The organism is Pararhizobium sp. LjRoot238, assembly GCF_964252955.1.
GTDB lineage: Bacteria > Pseudomonadota > Alphaproteobacteria > Rhizobiales > Rhizobiaceae > Pararhizobium.
On record NZ_CAXUPP020000001.1, the window covers coordinates 4,126,230 to 4,144,001 of the forward strand.

A 17,772-nucleotide genomic window follows, 5' to 3' on the forward strand; every position below is an offset into this window, starting at 1 on the left:
TTTTTGATGGCAACGAACGCCTACTTCTTTTCCTCCGGCAATCCATCCTCGACCGTCACCGGATGGTCCGGATGCAGCGGCCAGTCGCCGTATTTCTTCTGCCACTTGCGCGCGCCGAACGGCAGGCTGATGAGATATCCGACCGCCGTGATCGCCATGGTCTCCCAAGTGAAGCTCATCAGGGTCGCGACATAGAGCACGACGAAGAGGATGATCGGCAGGACGAGATCGCGGCGCACGCGGTTTTCGGACTTGCCGGACCAGACCGGCAGGCGGCTCACCAGCAGGAAGGCGATCAGGACCGTATAGCCGGATGAGACGAGAGCAACGACGCGATCCGGGGCAAGGCCGAGAAGGCCGAGATACATCGGCAACAGCACCAGCATGGCGCCGGCCGGCGCCGGCACGCCGACGAAATATTCCGACTGCCAGGAGGCTTTTACCTCGCGCTCGGCCATGACGTTGAAGCGGGCAAGGCGCAGGCCGGCAGCGATGACATAGATCAGCGCTGCGATCCAGCCGAGAGAACGGGCCTGGTCGAGAACGAAAGCGTAGAGAACGAGCGCAGGCGCGACGCCGAAATTGACGATGTCAGCGAGCGAATCCATCTGTGCGCCGAACTTCGAGGTCGCCTTCATCAAGCGCGCCACACGGCCATCGATACCATCGAGGAAGGCTGCAACCAGCACCATAGCGACGGCAAGTTCGAAGCGGTTTTCGAAGGCAAGCCTGACGCCGGAGAGGCCGGCGCAGATGGCAAGCACGGTGATCACGTTGGGCACGATCAGCCGCAGCGGAATTTCCCTGAGGCGCGGGCCGCGCGCCTCGTCGTTCGGGCCGTTCGGTTCAAAGGACGGAAAGGGCGTTTCCATGGGGTGCTCCAGTTCCTGTTTCGATGGCAGCGGCATCATCAACCGCGACGGCTGATAACCGGACCCTTCGCGGAACCGAATTCGGCGAGCACGGTTTCGCCGGCAATCGCCGTCTGGCCGAAGCTGACGCGCGGCTGGGCGCCTTCGGGCAGGAAGACGTCGAGGCGGGAACCGAAACGGATGAGGCCGAAGCGCTCACCGGGCTGCAGCGCATCGTTTTCAGCCGACCAGCAGACGATACGGCGGGCGACAAGACCGGCGATCTGGACAACGCCGATCTCGCCATGCGCCGTCTCAATGACAAGGCCGTTACGCTCATTTTCATGGCTTGCCTTGTCGAGATCGGCATTGACGAACTTTCCGGCGCGATAGGCGATACGGCGGATAGTGCCGCGCACCGGCGAACGGTTCACGTGGCAGTTGAAGACGTTCATGAAGACCGAGATGCGCAGCATCGGCGTGGTGCCGAGACCGAGTTCCTCCGGCGGCGTCACCAGCGCGATCGACGAGACGCGGCCGTCTGCCGGGCTGATGACCAGATCGTCATCGAGCGGCGTCATGCGTTCCGGATCGCGAAAGAAATAGGCGCACCAGGCCGTCAGGATGAAGCCGAGCCACATCAGCGGCTCCCAGAGGAACCCGAGGACCAACGAAACAACGAAGAAACCGGCGATGAAGCGATAGCCTTCCTTGTGCACCGGGACCAGCGTGTTGCGCACCGAATTGATCAAGCTCATGAACAGGGATCTCCAGATTTTTCGTTCGGCTAGGACGTACAGGGAAAAAGCCGCAGTTGGTAGTCGTTAGTGAATAGTGAGCAGTAAGAAGTTCTGAGAAAGCTCGCTATCCACTGCTCACCGCTCACTAATCACTACTCACGCCCGCTCACATCGCCACTGCACCGCGCACCACAACCCCCAGATCGTCACTCTCGCGAACCTTCTTCAGCGTTTCCTCGGCCTGGGTCGCTTCGCGCTGGCGGTTCCACATCGAGGCGTAGAGGCCGTCGCGGTCGATAAGTTCCCCATGGGTGCCGCGCTCCGCGATTCCGCCGTCCTTCAGGACGATGATCTCGTCGGCATGGATGACCGTCGACAGGCGGTGGGCGATGACCAGCGTCGTGCGGTTCTGCGAGACGATATCGAGCGCCGTCTGGATCTCCTGCTCGGTGCGGGTGTCGAGAGCCGAGGTTGCCTCGTCGAGGATCAGGATCGGCGGGCTTTTCAACACCGTGCGGGCGATCGCCACACGCTGCTTTTCGCCGCCCGACAGTTTCAGGCCGCGCTCGCCGACCATGGCGCCGTAGCCGTCCGGAAGGCTCTCGATGAACTCACCGATCTGGGCAATCTCGGCTGCCGCCGCGATCTCGGCCTGCGTGGCGGAGGTGCGGCCATAGCGGATGTTGTAGGCGATCGTGTCGTTGAACAGCACCGTATCCTGCGGCACCATGCCGATGACCGCGCGCAGGCTCTTCTGCCTCACGTCGCGCACGTCCTGGCCATCGATGGTGATCGCGCCCTCCTGGACATCGTAGAAGCGGTAGAGAAGCCGCGACAGCGTCGATTTTCCGGCGCCTGAGGGGCCGACGACGGCGACGGTCTTGCCTGCCGGTACCGCAAAGCTGATGCCCTTGAGGATCGGACGAGCCGGATCATAGGCGAAATGCACGTCCTTGAAGGCAATCGCGCCGCGGTCGATCACCAATTCCCTGGCATCAGGGCTATCCAAGACCTCCGCATCGACCTCGAGCAGGTCGAACATCTGCTCGATATCCGTCAGGCCCTGGCGGATTTCGCGATAGACGAAGCCGATGAAGTTGAGCGGGATGGCAAGCTGTATCAGCATCGCGTTGATGAAGACGAAATCGCCGAGCGTCTGCTCGCCCCGCTGCACGGCCAAAGCCGACATCACCATCATGACCGCGGTACCCGCACCGAAAATCAGCGCCTGGCCGAAGTTGAGCCAGCCGAGCGAAGTCCAGACCTGCGTCGCCGAACGCTCGTAGCGCGCCATCGACTGGTCGAAGCGCTTGGCCTCCATCTCCTCGTTACCGAAATATTTGACTGTCTCGAAGTTCAGAAGCGAATCGATCGCCTTCGTATTGGCATCCGTATCGCTGTCGTTCATCGAGCGGCGGATCGATATGCGCCAGTCGCTCGCCTTGATCGTGAACCAGATGTAGAGCCAGACGGTAATCGCGGTCACCAGCAGATAGCTGAAGCCATAACCCCGCCAAAAGACCACCGCCGTCAAAAGGAACTCGATCAGGGTCGGCACCGTGTTGAGGATGGTGAAGCGGACGATCGTTTCAATACCCTTGGTTCCGCGCTCGATGACGCGCGACAGGCCGCCGGTGCGGCGCTCCAGATGGAAGCGGAGCGACAGCTGGTGCATGTGGACGAAAGTGCGATAGGCAAGCTGGCGCACCGCATGCTGGCCGACGCTGGCAAACAGCGCATCGCGCAGTTGGTTCAGCCCCGACTGCAGCAGACGCGCCAGGTTATAGGCAAGCACCAGCATCACGGCGCCGGTGAAGACGGCCGGCAGAACGCCGACAATGTCGGTCTTGCCGTTCAGTGCGTCGGTCGCCCATTTGAAGAAATAGGGTACGAGCAGGAGTACGATCTTGGCGACCAGCAGGATGAGGGTCGCCCAGACAACGCGCATCTTCAGGTCGATACGGTCGCTCGGCCACATATAGGGCCAGAGATTGATGATCGTCTGCAGCGGATTGCCTGCGTCCGCCGATACCGTCTTCTTCTGCGCTGCCACTTTGTGTTTCCGCCTTCGTTCTTCGGCCGCTTTTTTTCACAACAGCCGTCCTTGCGCGCTTTGGATGTCACGACAATGAACATCGATACGAAAGCGCGCCCGCAATCTCCAATCAAAAGCGGCGCCTTTCTCAAGGCGCCGCTTTTCGTTTCAGATAGGTCTTACGTGGACCGGCCGCAATGGAGCGCCGGCAAAAAGCAATCAGGGCTCATGCTTCATACGTTTGCGGTGAATTTCCTGCGATTCAGCTTCAGGCATCGCCTCGTCCGGCACGCCGAAGATCTGGCCTGGCAGGATGCGGTCCGGATTGCTGATCTGGTCCTCGTTGGCGAGATAGATCGTCGTATAGCGCACGCCGGCACCATAGACCCGGCGCGAAATCTGCCAGAGCGTATCACCACGGCGGATGATCACCGACGTCTTGCTCTGCTGCAGAGGCGCCTGCTGCACCGTTTCCGGCTCGACCGCTGCCTGCCCGGTTGCCGGTTTCTCGGCGGGTGCGGCATTGTCGCCGCCTGTCGTAGCGGCAGCGCCTGACTCTGCGGAAGGGGTAGGCTTCTCGGCCGTTTCCACCGCCGGCTTTACGACCTCGTTCTGGGCCGGCGTCGCCGGGGTATCGGTCGCAACCGCATTGCCACCGGTGCCGTCGGTGCGCGGCATCAGCGCCGAGCCCACCGCTGCCTCGATCTTGCCAAGCGACGCGGAAACGCTGGCTGCATCCGGCGGCAGCGCCTTCAGCATGTCAAGCGCATCAGTCGCGGCCTTGGCCGTCTTGGCCGCCATTTCCTTGACGTTGGCATCGAGATTATCGGCGACCTTGAAATCAGCGAGCGACTTCAGGGCAATTTCGGTCGCGGAGCGTGCAGCCGCCAGCTCTTCCGCCGTCGGCACCTTGCCATCCTTGAACAGTCCCTTGAGCAGGCCAAGCGCCTTCGTCGCCTCCATTCGCAGGCCATCGAAGCTGCCACCCTCGAGGGGCGCAACGGTCCCTTGCGCGTCGGGTTGAGCGACCGCTGCCACCTGATCGCCGGCCGGACGATCGAAGGGAACGGCGGCGCGCATGTCAACCGTGCTGCCGTCAGCGCCCATCACGTCGGCGCGGATCGTGTGGCCTCCGACCGGCAGGTCGATCGCGCCTTCAACGACGAAACGTCCCTGCTCGTCGGCCTTCATCTCGCCGACAAGCTTGTCATCGGCATAAATGCGAACCAGCGCGCCAGCCTTGGCGTTGCCCGCGACGAAAATCTTCTTGCCTTCGATCTCGACGGCAGAGACAGCGACAGCCGACTCCTCGCTAATTGCGGAGGTCTGTGCCGAAACGGCGGTATCCGCCACCGTGGCGGATGCGCCGGGGGCAGGCTCTGCCTTTGCGACTTCACCTGTAGCCGTCGTTGACTGAGCACCCGGATCAGCGGGCTTTGCCTCGGCCGCCGGTTTGGTGATGATGCGGCTTGCCTCGCCCGGCTTCGACACCATGGCAAGCAGTTCGCCGGCCTTGTCCTTGGGGATCGAAACGGTAGCAACTTCTTCCGAGGACTTGGTCACGCCGTTTTCGCCGACGCTACGCAGCGTCAGCTGATAATCGCCGGCTGCGAGCGGCTTGTCGAAGATCGCGGCAAAATCACCCGTCGCGCCGACATCCGCGGTGCCGATGACCGTATCGCCGCTGACGATTTCAAGCCTGGTATTGGGCTGAGCCCGCCCGGCAATGACCGTCGAGCCGTCCGGCTCGACACGCAGGACATCAAAACCCGGCACCGTCCATTCGGCAGCCGGATCGGCAGACTTGGCGGTGTCGGTCGCCGCCTCGCCCTCAGCCGCGGGCCGCGTGCTCTTCGTATCGGCCAGCTTTGCCGCGCTATCCGCCGGCGCATCGGCCGTGAGGGTGTCCTTGCCTTTGTCGATATTGGGCAGGACAAAGAAAACCATCAGCAGGGACGCAATTGCCAGGACGATAAGGGCCACCCAGCCGGCCTTGTTCTTCATCATGCACATCTCCAAATGGCCGGGAGCCGACTGCGCCCGAAATGGACGGCAAAGGACAGCTCTCCCGAAGCCTATATGCCTGCCGCTTTCCGTTTTCCTAACCAGGCGGAATCAGCCCCTGCACATATCGTCAGCTTATTCCTGAAAACGCTAACGATTTCCGTCGCTTTCTACAAGCATCGCCGCATGTTCGGACCCAGCCGCGCCCCTGTTTTCCGTCATTTTTCTTGACGCCTGCTGCCGCTGGATGTCTCTTTGGACCATGAGTGAGAAAAATATCCCGATTCGATCCATCTGCGTTTATTGCGGCTCCCAGCCCGGCCGCGACAAATCCTACCTCGATGCCGGCCGTGCTCTGGGCAAATCCATCGCCGAAAATCATCTTCGTCTCGTCTATGGCGGCGGAACGAAGGGCATCATGGGCGCAGTCGCAAGCGGCGTTCTTTCGCATGGTGGACGCGTCACTGGTATCATACCAGAATTTCTGATGGATATGGAGGCCACGCGTCATTCGCTTGGGCAGCTCAGCGAGCTGATCGTCACGCCGGACATGCATGACCGCAAGCACAAGATGTTCGAGCGTGCCGACGCCTTCGTCACCCTGCCGGGCGGCATCGGCACGCTGGAAGAGATCGTCGAGATCATGACCTGGGCGCAGCTCGGCCGTCACCGCAAGCCGATCGTGCTCGTCAATATCAATGGCTTCTGGGACCCGCTGATGACACTGGTCCAGCACATGGCGGAAGCCGGCTTCATCCACACCGCCCATCTGGTCCAGCCGCTCGTCATCGACGCTGCAGAGGAAGTCGTTCCGGCGTTGCTGGCTCACTGGGCAAGCGATATCGACCGCGAGGGCGAGGCCGGGATCATCTCCAAGCTCTGACGATACCCCCGCTGGGTTCAGCCTGCCTTCCGGCCCAGTCTACGCGGTATTGATCGTCATGCCCCGCCGTTATAATGTCTTGGCAACGCTTGGCCGGATAGGCAGACTATTTCCATGGACGACAAGAACGGCATTTCAGAAGACCTCAGCCGGCGTATCGATATGCTCGCTGCCCGTTCCACGCTAACGCGCGAGCGGATCATCGAGGATGCGCTGTCCCACGGCCGCTCGCTTGCGTGGCAAGAGAAGTGGATTGAGGGTGTACAAGAGGGCATCGAGGCGGCCGATCGCGGCGACTTTGCCACAGCGGATGAAATCGCGGCTGTTCTCAACAAATACAGCCAGATATAACAGCAGTGCGGATCGTATGGACCAGACGCTACCTGCGAGAGCTTGCGAGCATCGGCGATTATATCGGTCATTACAACCCGCGTGCGGCCGCACGTGTCGTGAATGACATCCACTCCAAAACACACAGACTGCTCACTGCAAACCCTTTTATCGGGCGAAACGGTGAGATCAGGGGAACGCGGGAACTCGTCATCCCGGGGACGCCTTATATCGTTGCCTACCGTGTCGGTGACGCACAGATCGAAATCCTCTTCGTGCAGCACGGTGCGCGTGAATGGCCAGAAGACGTTTAGAGACAGTTTTTGATCAGGCCGGCACGCTCTATTCGGCCGGGTTTGGTAGTGCTGCGCGCCGCGCGCGGCTTTCCATGAGCATCGACGTCGAATAGACCGCCAGGGCCGCCCAGATCAGGATGAAGGCGATCAGCTTCGGCGTGCCGAAGGGTTCGTGGAAGACGAAGACGGCGATGATGAAGATCATCGTCGGGGCGATATACTGCATGATGCCGATGGTGGAGAGCCGGAGCAGCTTGGCGCCGTTGGCATAGATCATCAGCGGCACCGCCGTGACGACGCCGCAGGCCATGAGCCAGGCGACATCGGCCCAACCGGTGTCGGAGAAATGCCCCTGGCCCGAGGCTTCCAGATAGATGATATAGCCGAGTGCGGGAACGCTGAGCAGCAGCACTTCCAGGAAGAAACCCTGATTCGGCCCGACCGGAAGGGTCTTGCGGAAGAAGGCATAGAGGCCCCAGGAGAGCGCGAGGCCAATGGACACCCAGGGCAGCCCGCCCGCATCAAAGGCCAGCACCACGACCGCGATCGCGGCAAGAACGATCGCGGCGATCTGGGCCGGGTTGAGCTTTTCCTTGAGCAGCACCGCGCCGAGGAAGATCGAGAACAGCGGGTTGATGTAGTAGCCGAGCGCGGTTTCGAGCGCCCGGCCTGCCCCGATCGCCCAGACATAGATGCCCCAGTTGATGGTGATGAGAACGGCCGTCAGCATCGCCATCTTCAGCATGCGCGGCGAGCGCAGCGCCGTCTTCACGTCATCCGTGCGGCCGAGGAGGATGAGCACGGCGCCGGCAAGCGGCACCGACCAGACGATCCGGTGGGCAACGACCTCGAAAGCCGGGATGTGCGCGACGGCCTTCATGAAGAACGGCAGGAAACCCCAGAGTAGGTAAGCCGTCAGGGCGAAGGCGAAACCGCGGGGCGAATCGCCGTTTTGCACCAGCGGTGTTTGTTTCGCATCAGCCATGGCGCTTCATCCCGTCAAGATTTTTGTCGTTTGGCCCGTCCTACTCCAAAGACCGTTGATCAACCAATTCATTTCCGTGAACCTTGCATGCAATAAACCTGACAGAGACTTCAGCTAAGGAGGGGAAAATAGGTGATATTTTGCGGGGTGCATTCCGCAGCTTCCCACCATAGGTTTTGAGCCAGGCAATGACCGGTCAGACGAAGGGATTTCTCATGTCATCCAAACTCGCGCTCCATCCGATAACCCGCCGCTCGCTCCTCAGCGGTGCTGCCGCCACTTCCGCTCTCATCCTGCTGCATCCCTTTGCGGCGCGTGCGGCCGCCAACCAGGCGCATCTGCGCATCATGGAAACGACCGACATCCACGTCCACGTCTTCCCTTACGATTATTACGGCGACAAGCCGAACGACACGATGGGGCTTGCCCGCACCGCTTCGATCATCGACGCCATCCGCGCCGAGGCCGGCAATTCCTTCCTCGTCGACAACGGCGACTTCCTGCAGGGCAACCCGATGGGCGACTACATGGCCTATCAGCGCGGCATGAAGGACGGCGACGCGCATCCGGTCATCAAGGCGATGAACGTGCTCGGTTACGAGGCGGGCACACTGGGGAATCATGAGTTCAACTATGGCCTCGACTACATGCTCAAGGTGCTTGCCGGGGCCAATTTCCCCTATGTCTGCGCCAACCTGACCAAGGGACAGCTCGCCTCCGACCCGAAGAAGGACGAGCTGTTCTTCAAGCCCTATACGATCGTCGAGAAGATCGTCACTGACGGCTCAGGCGCCGCCAGCCCGCTGAAGATCGGCATCATCGGCTTCGTGCCGCCGCAGATCATGCTCTGGGATATCAAGAACCTCGAGGGCAAGGCGCAGACCCGCGACATCGTCGAGGCGGCCAGGGCGTGGGTTCCGGTGATGAAGGAAGACGGCGCCGATATCATCATCGCGCTCTCCCACTCCGGCATCGACGGCAGTGGCCAGAGCGAACGGATGGAAAATGCCTCGCTCTACCTCGCCGGCGTCGAAGGCATCGACGCGGTCTTCACCGGCCACCAGCACCTCGTCTTCCCCGGCCCCAAGAGCTTCGACGGCATCGAGGGCGTCGATCCCTCCAAGGGCACGCTGCTCGGCAAGCCGGCCGTGATGGGCGGTTTCTGGGGATCGCATCTCGGCCTGATCGACCTGCTCATCGAAAAGGATGGCAAGCGCTGGAGGATCGTCGATTTCACCACCGAGGCGCGGCCGATCTATCACCGCCAAGACAAGAAGGTGGTCGCCGATGTGGCAGACCGGGCCGATGTGCTGAATGCCGCCAATACCGAGCATGAGGCGACACTTGCCTATATCCGCACGCCCGTCGGCAAGACGTCGGCGCCGCTCTATTCCTACTTCGCGCTCGTGGCGGACGACCCGTCCGTCCAGATCGTCTCCAACGCGCAGACCTGGTACATCAAGGACATGCTGAAGGACACGGAATACAAGGACCTACCCGTGCTTTCGGCGGCGGCCCCGTTCAAATCCGGCGGGCGCGGCGGCGCGGATTATTATACCGACGTTGCAGCCGGCGACATCGCCATCAAGAACGTCGCCGATCTCTATCTCTACCCGAACACTGTGCAGGCCGTCGTCATCACCGGCGCGCAGGTTAAGAACTGGCTGGAAATGTCGGCCGGCATGTTCAACACCGTCGAACCGGGCGCCAAGGACGCAGCACTGCTCAATCCCGAATTTCCCTCCTACAACTTCGATATCATCGACGGCGTGACCTACCAGATCGACCTCACACAGCCGGCCAAATACGACAATGACGGCAATGCCGTGAATCCGGGATCGAACCGCATCCAGAACCTCTCCTTTAAGGGCAAGCCGATCGATCCGGCGCAGAGATTCGTCGTCGCGTCCAACAATTACCGCGCCGGCGGCGGCGGCAAGTTCCCCGAAATCGCTGCCGACAAGGTGGTCTTCGCCGCGCCCGACACCAACCGCGACGTCATCGTCCGCTACATCATTGCCGAAGGCACCATCAACCCATCGGCCGACGGCAACTGGAGCTTCAAGCCGGTGGAGGGTGCGACCGCGATTTTCGAGTCCGGCCCGAAGGCGCGTGGACTCGTCGCCGAGGTCAAGGGCGTGAAGATCGAGGATGCGGGCGACGGCGCGGACGGATTTGCGAAGTTCCGGCTGGTGCTGTGATCGAGGCGCTATCGCCTCATTAAACGACCTCAATCAATGTTTCGCCGCGCGCAAGCGCGGCAACGATCATTGGCATAACCGTTTCAAAGCGGATCAGGAGTTGTTGGCGCCGCGTGTTAGGCCATCTAATCCAGATCACAGACGGGCCAGCCAACGTGAAAAGCTTTCGCTGGGCAAAGGCCTCATCCTTCGTGACGATGATCCAGCCTTCCGTCAGAGCGCAGTCCCATATCAGATGGTCAGCTGAGGCCTGCATTCCTTTGTCAGCGACGTGCGCCGCATCGTAACCGCAAGCAGTGAGCCAACGCGCAAGCACCGGTGGCAGCTGGGCGTCGACCAGGAAGCGCATTACGCGACGTGAAGAACAGGATGATCGCTTTGGCGCGCGGCATATTCCAGCGCGGCCTGAATATCGCCGTCTTCAAGCGCGGGGTAATCCGCTAGAATCTCGGCATGACTGGCCCCTGCCGCCAACAGGTCCAGAACGTCCTTGACGCGAATGCGAAGGTTGCGGAGCGTCGGGCGCCCGCCGCATTGCGCTGGATCGACTGTAATTCGATAAATTTCACTCATATCTGACGCCTCGATAAAGTCTCGCCGCAAATTCCGACAATGATATCATGACGCGACCGGGCGGTCGCGTCCCCTTGTCATTTACTCCGCCGCCGCCAGCCCCGCCTGGTCGCGGTTCTTCAACAGCTTGAAGACGACCGAATCCATCAGGGCCTGGAAGGACGCATCGATGATGTTGTCGGACACGCCGACCGTCCACCAGCGGGCGCCGGTGGCATCGACTGATTCGATCAGGACTCGGGTGATAGCTTCCGTGCCGCCGTTGAGGATACGGACCTTATAGTCCACCAGTTCCAGGTCCTCGATTTCCGACTGGTATTTGCCGAGGTCCTTGCGAAGCGCAAGGTCGAGCGCGTTGACCGGCCCGTGGCCCTCGGCAACCGACATCATGGTCTCGCCGTCGATGGAGACTTTCACCACGGCCTCCGAGACCGTCTTCAACTTGCCGTTGGCATCGAAACGGCGCTCGACCATGACGCGGAAACTGTCGACCAGGAAGAATTCCGGAACCGAACCGAGGATACGCTGGGCGAGAATGGCGAAGCTGGCATCGGCGCCCTCATAGGCATAACCGGTCGCCTCGCGTTCCTTGACGATGGAAATCAGCTTGTCGAGTTTCGGATCGTCCTTGGAGACGACGATGCCGCGCCGCTTGAGAGCGTTGATGAAATTGGCCTTGCCACCCTGGTCCGACACCATGACCTTGCGCAGATTGCCGACGCTTTCCGGCGTCACGTGCTCGTAGGTGCGCGGGTCCTTCAGCAACGCGGAAGCATGAATGCCGGCCTTGGTCGCGAAAGCGGAGGCGCCGACATAGGGCATCTGGTGGTCGGGCGAGCGGTTCAGGAGTTCGTCGAAGGCGTGGGAGAGCGTGGTCAGTTCCTGCAGCCGATCGGCATCGATCGCCGTCTCGAAACGGCTGTTATACGCTTCCTTCAGCGCCAGCGTCGGGATCAGCGTCACGAGATTGGCGTTGCCGCAGCGCTCGCCGATGCCGTTCAGCGTACCCTGGACCTGGCGCACGCCGGCCTCGACCGCAGCCAGCGAATTGGCGACCGCCTGGCCTGTATCGTTATGCGCATGGATGCCGAGGTTCGCACCAGGAACACCATGAGCAATGACCGCCCCGATGATGTCGCGGATCTCCGGTGGCTGGGTGCCGCCATTGGTGTCGCAGAGCACGACCCAGCGGGCGCCGGCATCAAAGGCTGTCTTGGCGCAGGCCAGTGCATAGGCGGGATTGGCCTTATAGCCGTCGAAGAAGTGCTCGCAATCGATCATAGCCTCGCGGCCGCTTTGAACGACAGCCTCGACCGATGTCTGGATCGATTCGAGATTCTCCTCGTTGGAACAGCCAAGTGCCACGCGGACATGATAATCCCAGCTCTTGGCGACAAGACAGACCGCATCGCTTTGCGCCTGCAGGAGGCTTGTCAATCCGGGATCGTTGGACGCGGACACACCGGCACGCTTTGTCATGCCGAAGGCGACGAAGCGGGCTTTCCCGGTACGCTTCTTCCTGAAAAACTCGGTATCCGTCGGGTTGGCGCCGGGATAGCCGCCTTCGACATAGTCCATGCCGAATTCGTCCAGCATCTTGGCGATGGCGATCTTGTCCTCGACGGAAAAGTCGATGCCGGGGGTTTGCTGCCCGTCTCGCAGGGTGGTGTCGAAGAGGTAGATACGTTCTTTCACAATAGTGCCTCCGATAAGGGCCCGCTCCGAGTCTGCCGCGCCTTACCCCCCTCTGTCGGCGACGCCGACATCTCCCCCTCAAGGGGGGAGATTGGCTGCAAATGTTGTGCCTCCCTTACACCGAAGTCAGCAAGAAAAAAGGATGATCTCCCCCCTTGAGGGGGAGATGTCACGGAGTGACAGAGGGGGGTAAGAGCCGCAGACACTATCATCACACCTTCCCCGCAAACCGGTCCGTCGCCCGGATGAGCTTGTCGAGAATGCCGGGCTCGGAGTAGGCATGCCCTGCCCCTTCGATCAGATGGAACTCCGCTTCGCCCCAAGCCTTGTGCAGCGCCCAGGCATATTTCGCAGGGCATGGCATGTCGTAGCGGCCGTGCACGATAACGCCCGGAATACCGCGCAGCTTGTGAGCGTCACGCAGAAGCTGCCCCTCTTCCAGCCAGCCGGCATTGACGAAGAAATGGTTTTCGATCCGGGCGAAGGCGTAGGCGAACTCGTCTTCCTCGAACTTGTCGCTGGTCGAAGGTTCCGGAAGGAGCGTGATCGTCTCGCCTTCCCAGATGCTCCAGGTCTTGGCAGCGGCAAGGCGGGTCGCCTTGTCATTGCTGGTGAGCCGCCGGTGATAGGCGAGCATCATCTCATGGCGCTCATCCTGCGGGATCGGCGCGATGAAGCGCTCCCACTTGTCCGGGAACATTTCCGAGACGCCGAACTGATAGTACCAATCGAGTTCGGCCCTGGTCAGCGTATAGATGCCGCGCACGACAAGCTCCGACACCCGCTCCGGATGCTTTTGCGCATAGGCGAGCGCCAGCGTCGAGCCCCAGGAACCGCCGAAGACCAGCCACTTGTCGACGCCGGCCATTTCGCGCAGCCGCTCGATATCGGCGACCAGATGCCAGGTCGTGTTGGCTTCCAACTCCGCATGCGGCATGGATTTGCCGCAGCCGCGCTGGTCGAACAGGGTCACGTCGTAAAGCTTCGGGTCGAACAGGCGCCGATGGCTCTGCGAAATCGTGCCGCCAGGCCCGCCATGTAGGAAGACGGCGGGCTTGGCGCCGGAGGTGCCGGCCTTTTCCCAATAGATGATGTGGCCATCGCCGACGTCGAGATGGCCGGAGGCATAAGGTTCGATTTCCGGATAAAGCGTGCGCAGTTCTGATGTCATAGATTCAAACCATGGGCGGGCCATTCGGCCGTGTCGTGATCGGGATGCTGGAAGGAGATGATCTGCTCCTGCTGCGAATAGAAGTCCGGATCCTCCAGCGTCGGCTGCTCGAAGATCGTCGTCACCCAGGGCAGGCGTGCGGCGAAATTGACCTGGATCTGCGGCGCGAGATCGGAGCGGTCATCGAAGGCGCCGATGGCGATTTCGAGCCCGCCGGGATGGCGATAGGCCAGCGGCGTGCCGCAGGATGAGCAAAAACCGCGGCTGATGTTCACAGATGACTGGAAATAGTTCGGCTCGTTGCGCGTCCACTCGACCCCGCCTTCCGGCGCCGTGACAAGTGGGCCGAAAAAGCCGCCAAAGGCCTTCTGGCACATGCGGCAATGGCAAATCGACGGGCGGCCAAGCTTGCCCTTCAGGCGGAAGCGCACAGCGCCGCACTGGCAACCTCCGGTTCGAATGCTCTCGGTCATGTCTATTCCTCCGGTGGCCAATGTTTCGTGTCGTAATCGGGATGCTGGCGGCTCGTTTCAAGGATCGCCAGATGCCGCTTAATACCGGCCTTGTTGCCGGCGTCGGTTTCCGCGCCCGGCAGTCCCGGCAGATGCGAGAACCAGGGGACGCGCGATTCCACGCCGGACTGCTTGAGCGGCCGCACATCATAGGGATCGTCGAGAGAACCGAGCACGATATTGATAAAATCCGCCCCAGGCATGTCATAGAACAACGGCGTGCCGCAGGCGGCGCAAAATCCGCGCCGGGCGAAATCGGAGGAGTGAAACCAGCTCGGTTCACCCCTCGTGATGAGGAACGACGCACGCCGCGCATTGGCAAGCGGCATGAAATAGTTGCCGGCCGCCTTCTGGCACATGCGGCAATGGCATAGATGCGGATCACGGAGCGTGCCTTCCGCCCGATAGCGCACCGCGCCGCACTGGCAGCCGCCGGTATAGATGCGGGAGATGCTCATCCGCGCTCCTTCGGCGGCCATTCGGCGGTATCGTGATCCGGATGCTGGTAAGAGACGAGCCTCGCAAGAAAAGATGCAGCATCCTGGTCGGCCATGGTGTCCTCGCCGGGCAGGCCCGGAATATGGTCGACATAGGGGAGCTTTGCCTCGATGCCCCACTGGATCTTCGGTACGATGCCTTCCGGCTTGTCGAAGGCCGCGATCGCGAGCGCCACACCGTCCGGCGCCTCGTAAGTGAGCGGTGTGCCGCAATCGCCGCAAAACCCGCGCTTGATGAAATTGGACGACTGAAAGCGCTTCGGTGCCCCCCGCGTCCAGGTGAGCTTCGCCGAGCGCACGGAGACCAGCGGCAGATAAAAATTCCCCGCCGCCTTCTGGCACATCCGGCAATGGCAGACCGATGCGTCGCCGAGGGTGCCTTCGACGCGAAACCGGACAGCGCCGCATTGGCAGCCGCCGGTGTGGACGAGGTCGGTCATGGGTGATCCTTCCGATGCGGCCGACTGCAGGCGCTTTCGCCCTCGATGGGTGGCTCGGCGCCTGCTGGTTGGATGATGAGCCGGTCACCGTCAGGATAGATGACGAGATTTTCCGCCAGAGGCGCAAGCTCCTCTGGTATCTCGATGAACTGTCCTTCGGCGTCTCTCTGCAATGTTACGAGATAGGTGGCGCCCATTGTTCCTTCTCCGCAATTAGCCTGTCCCGGATAACCAGAAGGATGTGCTGACAGACATTGTCGATGTCTTTCAACACATCATCATTCCAGAAGCGAACCACCGTCCAGCCATCTCGCTCCAGGCGCGTCGTTCGCTGCTGATCGTAGGCAATGCGATCCTCGTTTGCGTGCTGAGAACCGTCAAGCTCGACGATCAAGCGATGCGTCGGGCAAGCAAAATCGACGATATAACCGGAAATCGGGAACTGGCGGCGGAAGCCAATGCTCATCAGGCGGTGCGCACGCAATTCATTCCAGAGCTTGAGTTCGGAATCCGTGAGGTTCTTGCGCATGCGGCGCGCATTTGCCCGGGCTTTCGGCGGGATTACAGTATGCGGCACGATACCCCCCTCTGTCACTTCGTGACATCTCCCCCACAAGGGGGGAGATTGGATGTGGCGAGCGCACTGCCCACAGGAAACTCCCACACTCTGGGCACACGGACCGGGCAAATCAATCCAGTTTGCCGCCATCATGGGCGGAGAAAATTGTTTAACCGAGCGATCCCCGCGAGTCCCCGATCTCCCCCCTTGTGGGGGAGATGTCACGAAGTGACAGAGGGGGGTGGCGATCGTCACCGCTTGACCTCCCAGGTCGTGACCCGCTCGCCGGTTGCCGCATCCTTGCCGTCCTTGAGCTGGATACCCTTGGTTGCAAGATCCTCGCGGATCTTGTCGGCTTCGGGGAAGTTCTTGGCTTTGAGGAGTTCGAGCCGAATCTCGATCTGTTCTTGAATCAAGATCAACTCAATTTTGTCGACGTGTGCCTGGGCCATAAAACCCTCAAGTTCGACGCCCAGAAAGGCCACTCCGTTTAGGAGATTGAACGCGGCATCTACATCGCCCCGAGCGGCTTCTTTAGACCATCGTTGCAGCAAGGTGATCGCCTCGCTCATATTCAAATCGTCCGCTAACGATTCAACCAGATCATTGCTCGGCACCGGCTCAACCAAACGGTTTGCCACTGCAACCCAGTTATGGTCGGACGCAATCTTTCTCGCATCGACCCAGGACTGAAGGATATTTTCTGCCTCTTCCAGCCTCTTCAAACTGAAATCGATCGGCTGCCGATAATGCGTCATCAGCATCGCCAGCCTCAAAACCTCGCCCGGCCATTTGCGGCCACCGAATTTTTCCGTGTGCAGCAGTTCGTAGATGGTGACGAAATTGCCCTCGGACTTCGACATCTTGCGGCCTTCGACCTGGAGGAAGCCGTTGTGCATCCAGACATTGGCCATGACGTCGGTGCCGTGGGCGCAGCGCGACTGGGCGATCTCGTTTTCATGGTGCGGGAAGATCAGGTCCAGCCCGCCGCCATGGATATCGAAGGTCTCGCCGAGATAACGCTCGCTCATGGCCGAGCATTCGATATGCCAGCCCGGGCGGCCGCGGCCCCAGGGGCTATCCCAGCCGGGTTCGCTTTCGGACGACAGCTTCCACAGCACGAAATCGCCCGGATTCTTCTTGTGCGCATCGACTGCCACGCGGGCGCCCGCCTGCTGGTCCCCGAGATTGCGGTTGGAGAGACGGCCATAGTCGGCCATCGAGCGCGTGTCGAAGAGCACCTCGCCTTCCGCCTGATAGGCATGGCCCTTGGCGATGAGCTTTTCGATGATGATGATCATCTGTTGGATATTGTCGGTGGCGCGGGGCTGTTCGTCCGGGTCGAGGCATCCGAGTGCCTTGGCGTCTTCAAGGAACTGTGTCTCGGTCTTTTCCGTCACGGCGCGAATGGCGTCGTTCAGCGGAAGATCGGGAAAGTCGCGAAGCGCACGCGCGTTGATCTTGTCATCGACGTCGGTGATGTTGCGGACATAGGTGACTTTCGTCTCGCCTTTGCCCCCATCCCACACCCCTTCTTTCGCAAGGTGTTTCAGCAGCCGGTAGAGCACATCGAAGACGATGACCGGACGGGCGTTGCCGATATGGGCATAGTCGTAGACGGTCGGGCCGCAGACATACATGCCGACATTCGTCGGGTCGATTGGCGTGAAAACCGCCTTCTCCCGTGTCAGCGTGTTGTACAGTTTCAATGTCGGCAGTCCGCCCATTCCAAATCTCCCATTCCGCATCACCGAATACACGCAGCCGCCCGGCTGGACCTTCGCGTTGTCATCTTGATTTTTGGGAGACGAAAACGGCCAGGCCAGCGTTGAGGCTAGCGAATAATAATCCGGCAGATGATGCAGATAACCGTTTTCATGGGCAGCTTTATCGCGCTTCGCTTGCGCCCGGTCAAGAGGTCAGCGGCGCTCAAGCATCATATGTTGGGATGTTGGAGAATTGGTCATTGTTTTGTCACGATCGGGCTTATCTGGAGACGC

General features: G+C 60.9%; 19 protein-coding genes. 4 read left to right on the forward strand and 15 right to left on the reverse strand.

The genetic code is table 11. The features are described 5' to 3' along the window. Nucleotides 1-20: 20 nt before the first annotated feature. The 4 genes from pssA to ACSQ3F_RS20335 form a co-directional block, all read right to left on the reverse strand. Nucleotides 21-872, reverse strand: coding sequence for a CDP-diacylglycerol--serine O-phosphatidyltransferase (gene pssA / locus ACSQ3F_RS20320; protein WP_436101870.1), 852 nt, complete (start codon nucleotides 870-872; stop codon nucleotides 21-23). 38 nt (nucleotides 873-910) lie between these two features. Next, entirely contained in the window at nucleotides 911-1,609 is a 699-nt protein-coding gene (locus tag ACSQ3F_RS20325; RefSeq protein WP_436101871.1) for a phosphatidylserine decarboxylase, read from the reverse strand. A 148-nt stretch (nucleotides 1,610-1,757) separates the two neighbouring features. Continuing rightward, nucleotides 1,758-3,644 (reverse strand): ABCB family ABC transporter ATP-binding protein/permease, encoded by a 1,887-nt coding sequence (locus tag ACSQ3F_RS20330; protein WP_436101872.1) that lies wholly within the window; start codon nucleotides 3,642-3,644, stop codon nucleotides 1,758-1,760. Nucleotides 3,645-3,845: 201 nt separating this feature from the next. Next, nucleotides 3,846-5,633, reverse strand: a complete 1,788-nt coding sequence (locus ACSQ3F_RS20335) for a LysM peptidoglycan-binding domain-containing protein (protein ID WP_436101873.1) — start codon at nucleotides 5,631-5,633, stop codon at nucleotides 3,846-3,848. 259 nt (nucleotides 5,634-5,892) lie between these two features. Between ACSQ3F_RS20335 and ACSQ3F_RS20340 the strand changes: the two genes are divergently transcribed. The 3 genes from ACSQ3F_RS20340 to ACSQ3F_RS20350 all read left to right on the forward strand — a co-directional run bounded on the left by ACSQ3F_RS20340 (nucleotide 5,893) and on the right by ACSQ3F_RS20350 (nucleotide 7,157). Continuing rightward, nucleotides 5,893-6,513, forward strand: a complete 621-nt coding sequence (locus ACSQ3F_RS20340) for a TIGR00730 family Rossman fold protein (RefSeq protein ID WP_436101874.1) — start codon at nucleotides 5,893-5,895, stop codon at nucleotides 6,511-6,513. 114 nt (nucleotides 6,514-6,627) lie between these two features. Continuing rightward, nucleotides 6,628-6,864 carry a CopG family ribbon-helix-helix protein gene (locus tag ACSQ3F_RS20345; protein ID WP_436101875.1) on the forward strand — a complete coding sequence of 79 codons (237 nt, stop codon included), beginning with the start codon at nucleotides 6,628-6,630 and terminating at the stop codon, nucleotides 6,862-6,864. A 5-nt stretch (nucleotides 6,865-6,869) separates the two neighbouring features. Beyond that, nucleotides 6,870-7,157 (forward strand): type II toxin-antitoxin system RelE/ParE family toxin, encoded by a 288-nt coding sequence (locus ACSQ3F_RS20350; protein WP_436101876.1) that lies wholly within the window; start codon nucleotides 6,870-6,872, stop codon nucleotides 7,155-7,157. Nucleotides 7,158-7,185: 28 nt separating this feature from the next. On the opposite strand, the gene rarD is transcribed toward ACSQ3F_RS20350, so the two are convergent. Then, nucleotides 7,186-8,124 (reverse strand): EamA family transporter RarD, encoded by a 939-nt coding sequence (rarD, locus tag ACSQ3F_RS20355; protein ID WP_436101877.1) that lies wholly within the window; start codon nucleotides 8,122-8,124, stop codon nucleotides 7,186-7,188. A gap of 215 nt (nucleotides 8,125-8,339) precedes the next feature. Here rarD and ACSQ3F_RS20360 point away from each other — a divergent pair, with 215 nt between their 5' ends. Next, nucleotides 8,340-10,325 (forward strand): bifunctional 2',3'-cyclic-nucleotide 2'-phosphodiesterase/3'-nucleotidase, encoded by a 1,986-nt coding sequence (locus ACSQ3F_RS20360; protein WP_436101878.1) that lies wholly within the window; start codon nucleotides 8,340-8,342, stop codon nucleotides 10,323-10,325. Between the two features lie 19 nt (nucleotides 10,326-10,344). Here ACSQ3F_RS20360 and ACSQ3F_RS20365 read toward each other — a convergent pair whose 3' ends face one another. The 10 genes from ACSQ3F_RS20365 to cysS all read right to left on the reverse strand — a co-directional run bounded on the left by ACSQ3F_RS20365 (nucleotide 10,345) and on the right by cysS (nucleotide 17,520). Continuing rightward, a complete protein-coding gene (locus tag ACSQ3F_RS20365; RefSeq protein ID WP_436101879.1) occupies nucleotides 10,345-10,674 on the reverse strand; it encodes a DUF5615 family PIN-like protein in 330 nt (109 codons plus the stop codon). Continuing rightward, nucleotides 10,674-10,898, reverse strand: coding sequence for a DUF433 domain-containing protein (locus ACSQ3F_RS20370; RefSeq protein WP_436101880.1), 225 nt, complete (start codon nucleotides 10,896-10,898; stop codon nucleotides 10,674-10,676). The genes ACSQ3F_RS20365 and ACSQ3F_RS20370 overlap by 1 nt, the downstream gene beginning before the upstream one ends. A gap of 81 nt (nucleotides 10,899-10,979) precedes the next feature. Further along, complete coding sequence (cimA, locus tag ACSQ3F_RS20375; RefSeq protein WP_436102199.1) at nucleotides 10,980-12,596, reverse strand: citramalate synthase; 1,617 nt, start codon at nucleotides 12,594-12,596, stop codon at nucleotides 10,980-10,982. Between the two features lie 208 nt (nucleotides 12,597-12,804). After that, nucleotides 12,805-13,764 (reverse strand): prolyl aminopeptidase, encoded by a 960-nt coding sequence (gene pip, locus ACSQ3F_RS20380; protein WP_436101881.1) that lies wholly within the window; start codon nucleotides 13,762-13,764, stop codon nucleotides 12,805-12,807. Further along, on the reverse strand, nucleotides 13,761-14,237 hold the full coding sequence (locus tag ACSQ3F_RS20385) for a GFA family protein (RefSeq protein ID WP_436101882.1): 477 nt from the start codon (nucleotides 14,235-14,237) through the stop codon (nucleotides 13,761-13,763). The genes pip and ACSQ3F_RS20385 overlap by 4 nt, the downstream gene beginning before the upstream one ends. A gap of 2 nt (nucleotides 14,238-14,239) precedes the next feature. Continuing rightward, nucleotides 14,240-14,734 carry a GFA family protein gene (locus ACSQ3F_RS20390; protein ID WP_436101883.1) on the reverse strand — a complete coding sequence of 165 codons (495 nt, stop codon included), beginning with the start codon at nucleotides 14,732-14,734 and terminating at the stop codon, nucleotides 14,240-14,242. Then, nucleotides 14,731-15,213: a GFA family protein gene (locus ACSQ3F_RS20395; protein ID WP_436101884.1), complete on the reverse strand. Its 483-nt coding sequence runs from the start codon at nucleotides 15,211-15,213 to the stop codon at nucleotides 14,731-14,733. The genes ACSQ3F_RS20390 and ACSQ3F_RS20395 overlap by 4 nt, the downstream gene beginning before the upstream one ends. After that, on the reverse strand, nucleotides 15,210-15,410 hold the full coding sequence (locus ACSQ3F_RS20400; protein WP_436101885.1) for a hypothetical protein: 201 nt from the start codon (nucleotides 15,408-15,410) through the stop codon (nucleotides 15,210-15,212). The genes ACSQ3F_RS20395 and ACSQ3F_RS20400 overlap by 4 nt, the downstream gene beginning before the upstream one ends. Further along, nucleotides 15,389-15,742, reverse strand: a complete 354-nt coding sequence (locus ACSQ3F_RS20405; protein WP_436101886.1) for an endonuclease domain-containing protein — start codon at nucleotides 15,740-15,742, stop codon at nucleotides 15,389-15,391. The genes ACSQ3F_RS20400 and ACSQ3F_RS20405 overlap by 22 nt, the downstream gene beginning before the upstream one ends. Nucleotides 15,743-16,023: 281 nt before the next feature. Continuing rightward, nucleotides 16,024-17,520 carry a cysteine--tRNA ligase gene (cysS, locus tag ACSQ3F_RS20410; protein WP_436101887.1) on the reverse strand — a complete coding sequence of 499 codons (1,497 nt, stop codon included), beginning with the start codon at nucleotides 17,518-17,520 and terminating at the stop codon, nucleotides 16,024-16,026. Nucleotides 17,521-17,772: the final 252 nt, after the last annotated feature.

Coding starts and splice junctions, on each gene's coding strand:
- pssA (WP_436101870.1), bottom strand. CDS start 872: ATGGAAACGCCCTTTCCGTCCTTTGAACCGAACGGCCCGAACGACGAG.
- ACSQ3F_RS20325 (WP_436101871.1), bottom strand. CDS start 1,609: ATGAGCTTGATCAATTCGGTGCGCAACACGCTGGTCCCGGTGCACAAG.
- ACSQ3F_RS20335 (WP_436101873.1), bottom strand. CDS start 5,633: ATGATGAAGAACAAGGCCGGCTGGGTGGCCCTTATCGTCCTGGCAATT.
- ACSQ3F_RS20340 (WP_436101874.1), top strand. CDS start 5,893: ATGAGTGAGAAAAATATCCCGATTCGATCCATCTGCGTTTATTGCGGC.
- ACSQ3F_RS20345 (WP_436101875.1), top strand. CDS start 6,628: ATGGACGACAAGAACGGCATTTCAGAAGACCTCAGCCGGCGTATCGAT.
- rarD (WP_436101877.1), bottom strand. CDS start 8,124: ATGGCTGATGCGAAACAAACACCGCTGGTGCAAAACGGCGATTCGCCC.
- ACSQ3F_RS20360 (WP_436101878.1), top strand. CDS start 8,340: ATGTCATCCAAACTCGCGCTCCATCCGATAACCCGCCGCTCGCTCCTC.
- ACSQ3F_RS20365 (WP_436101879.1), bottom strand. CDS start 10,674: ATGCGCTTCCTGGTCGACGCCCAGCTGCCACCGGTGCTTGCGCGTTGG.
- ACSQ3F_RS20370 (WP_436101880.1), bottom strand. CDS start 10,898: ATGAGTGAAATTTATCGAATTACAGTCGATCCAGCGCAATGCGGCGGG.
- pip (WP_436101881.1), bottom strand. CDS start 13,764: ATGACATCAGAACTGCGCACGCTTTATCCGGAAATCGAACCTTATGCC.
- ACSQ3F_RS20385 (WP_436101882.1), bottom strand. CDS start 14,237: ATGACCGAGAGCATTCGAACCGGAGGTTGCCAGTGCGGCGCTGTGCGC.
- ACSQ3F_RS20390 (WP_436101883.1), bottom strand. CDS start 14,734: ATGAGCATCTCCCGCATCTATACCGGCGGCTGCCAGTGCGGCGCGGTG.
- ACSQ3F_RS20395 (WP_436101884.1), bottom strand. CDS start 15,213: ATGACCGACCTCGTCCACACCGGCGGCTGCCAATGCGGCGCTGTCCGG.
- ACSQ3F_RS20400 (WP_436101885.1), bottom strand. CDS start 15,410: ATGGGCGCCACCTATCTCGTAACATTGCAGAGAGACGCCGAAGGACAG.
- ACSQ3F_RS20405 (WP_436101886.1), bottom strand. CDS start 15,742: ATGCGCAAGAACCTCACGGATTCCGAACTCAAGCTCTGGAATGAATTG.
- cysS (WP_436101887.1), bottom strand. CDS start 17,520: ATGCGGAATGGGAGATTTGGAATGGGCGGACTGCCGACATTGAAACTG.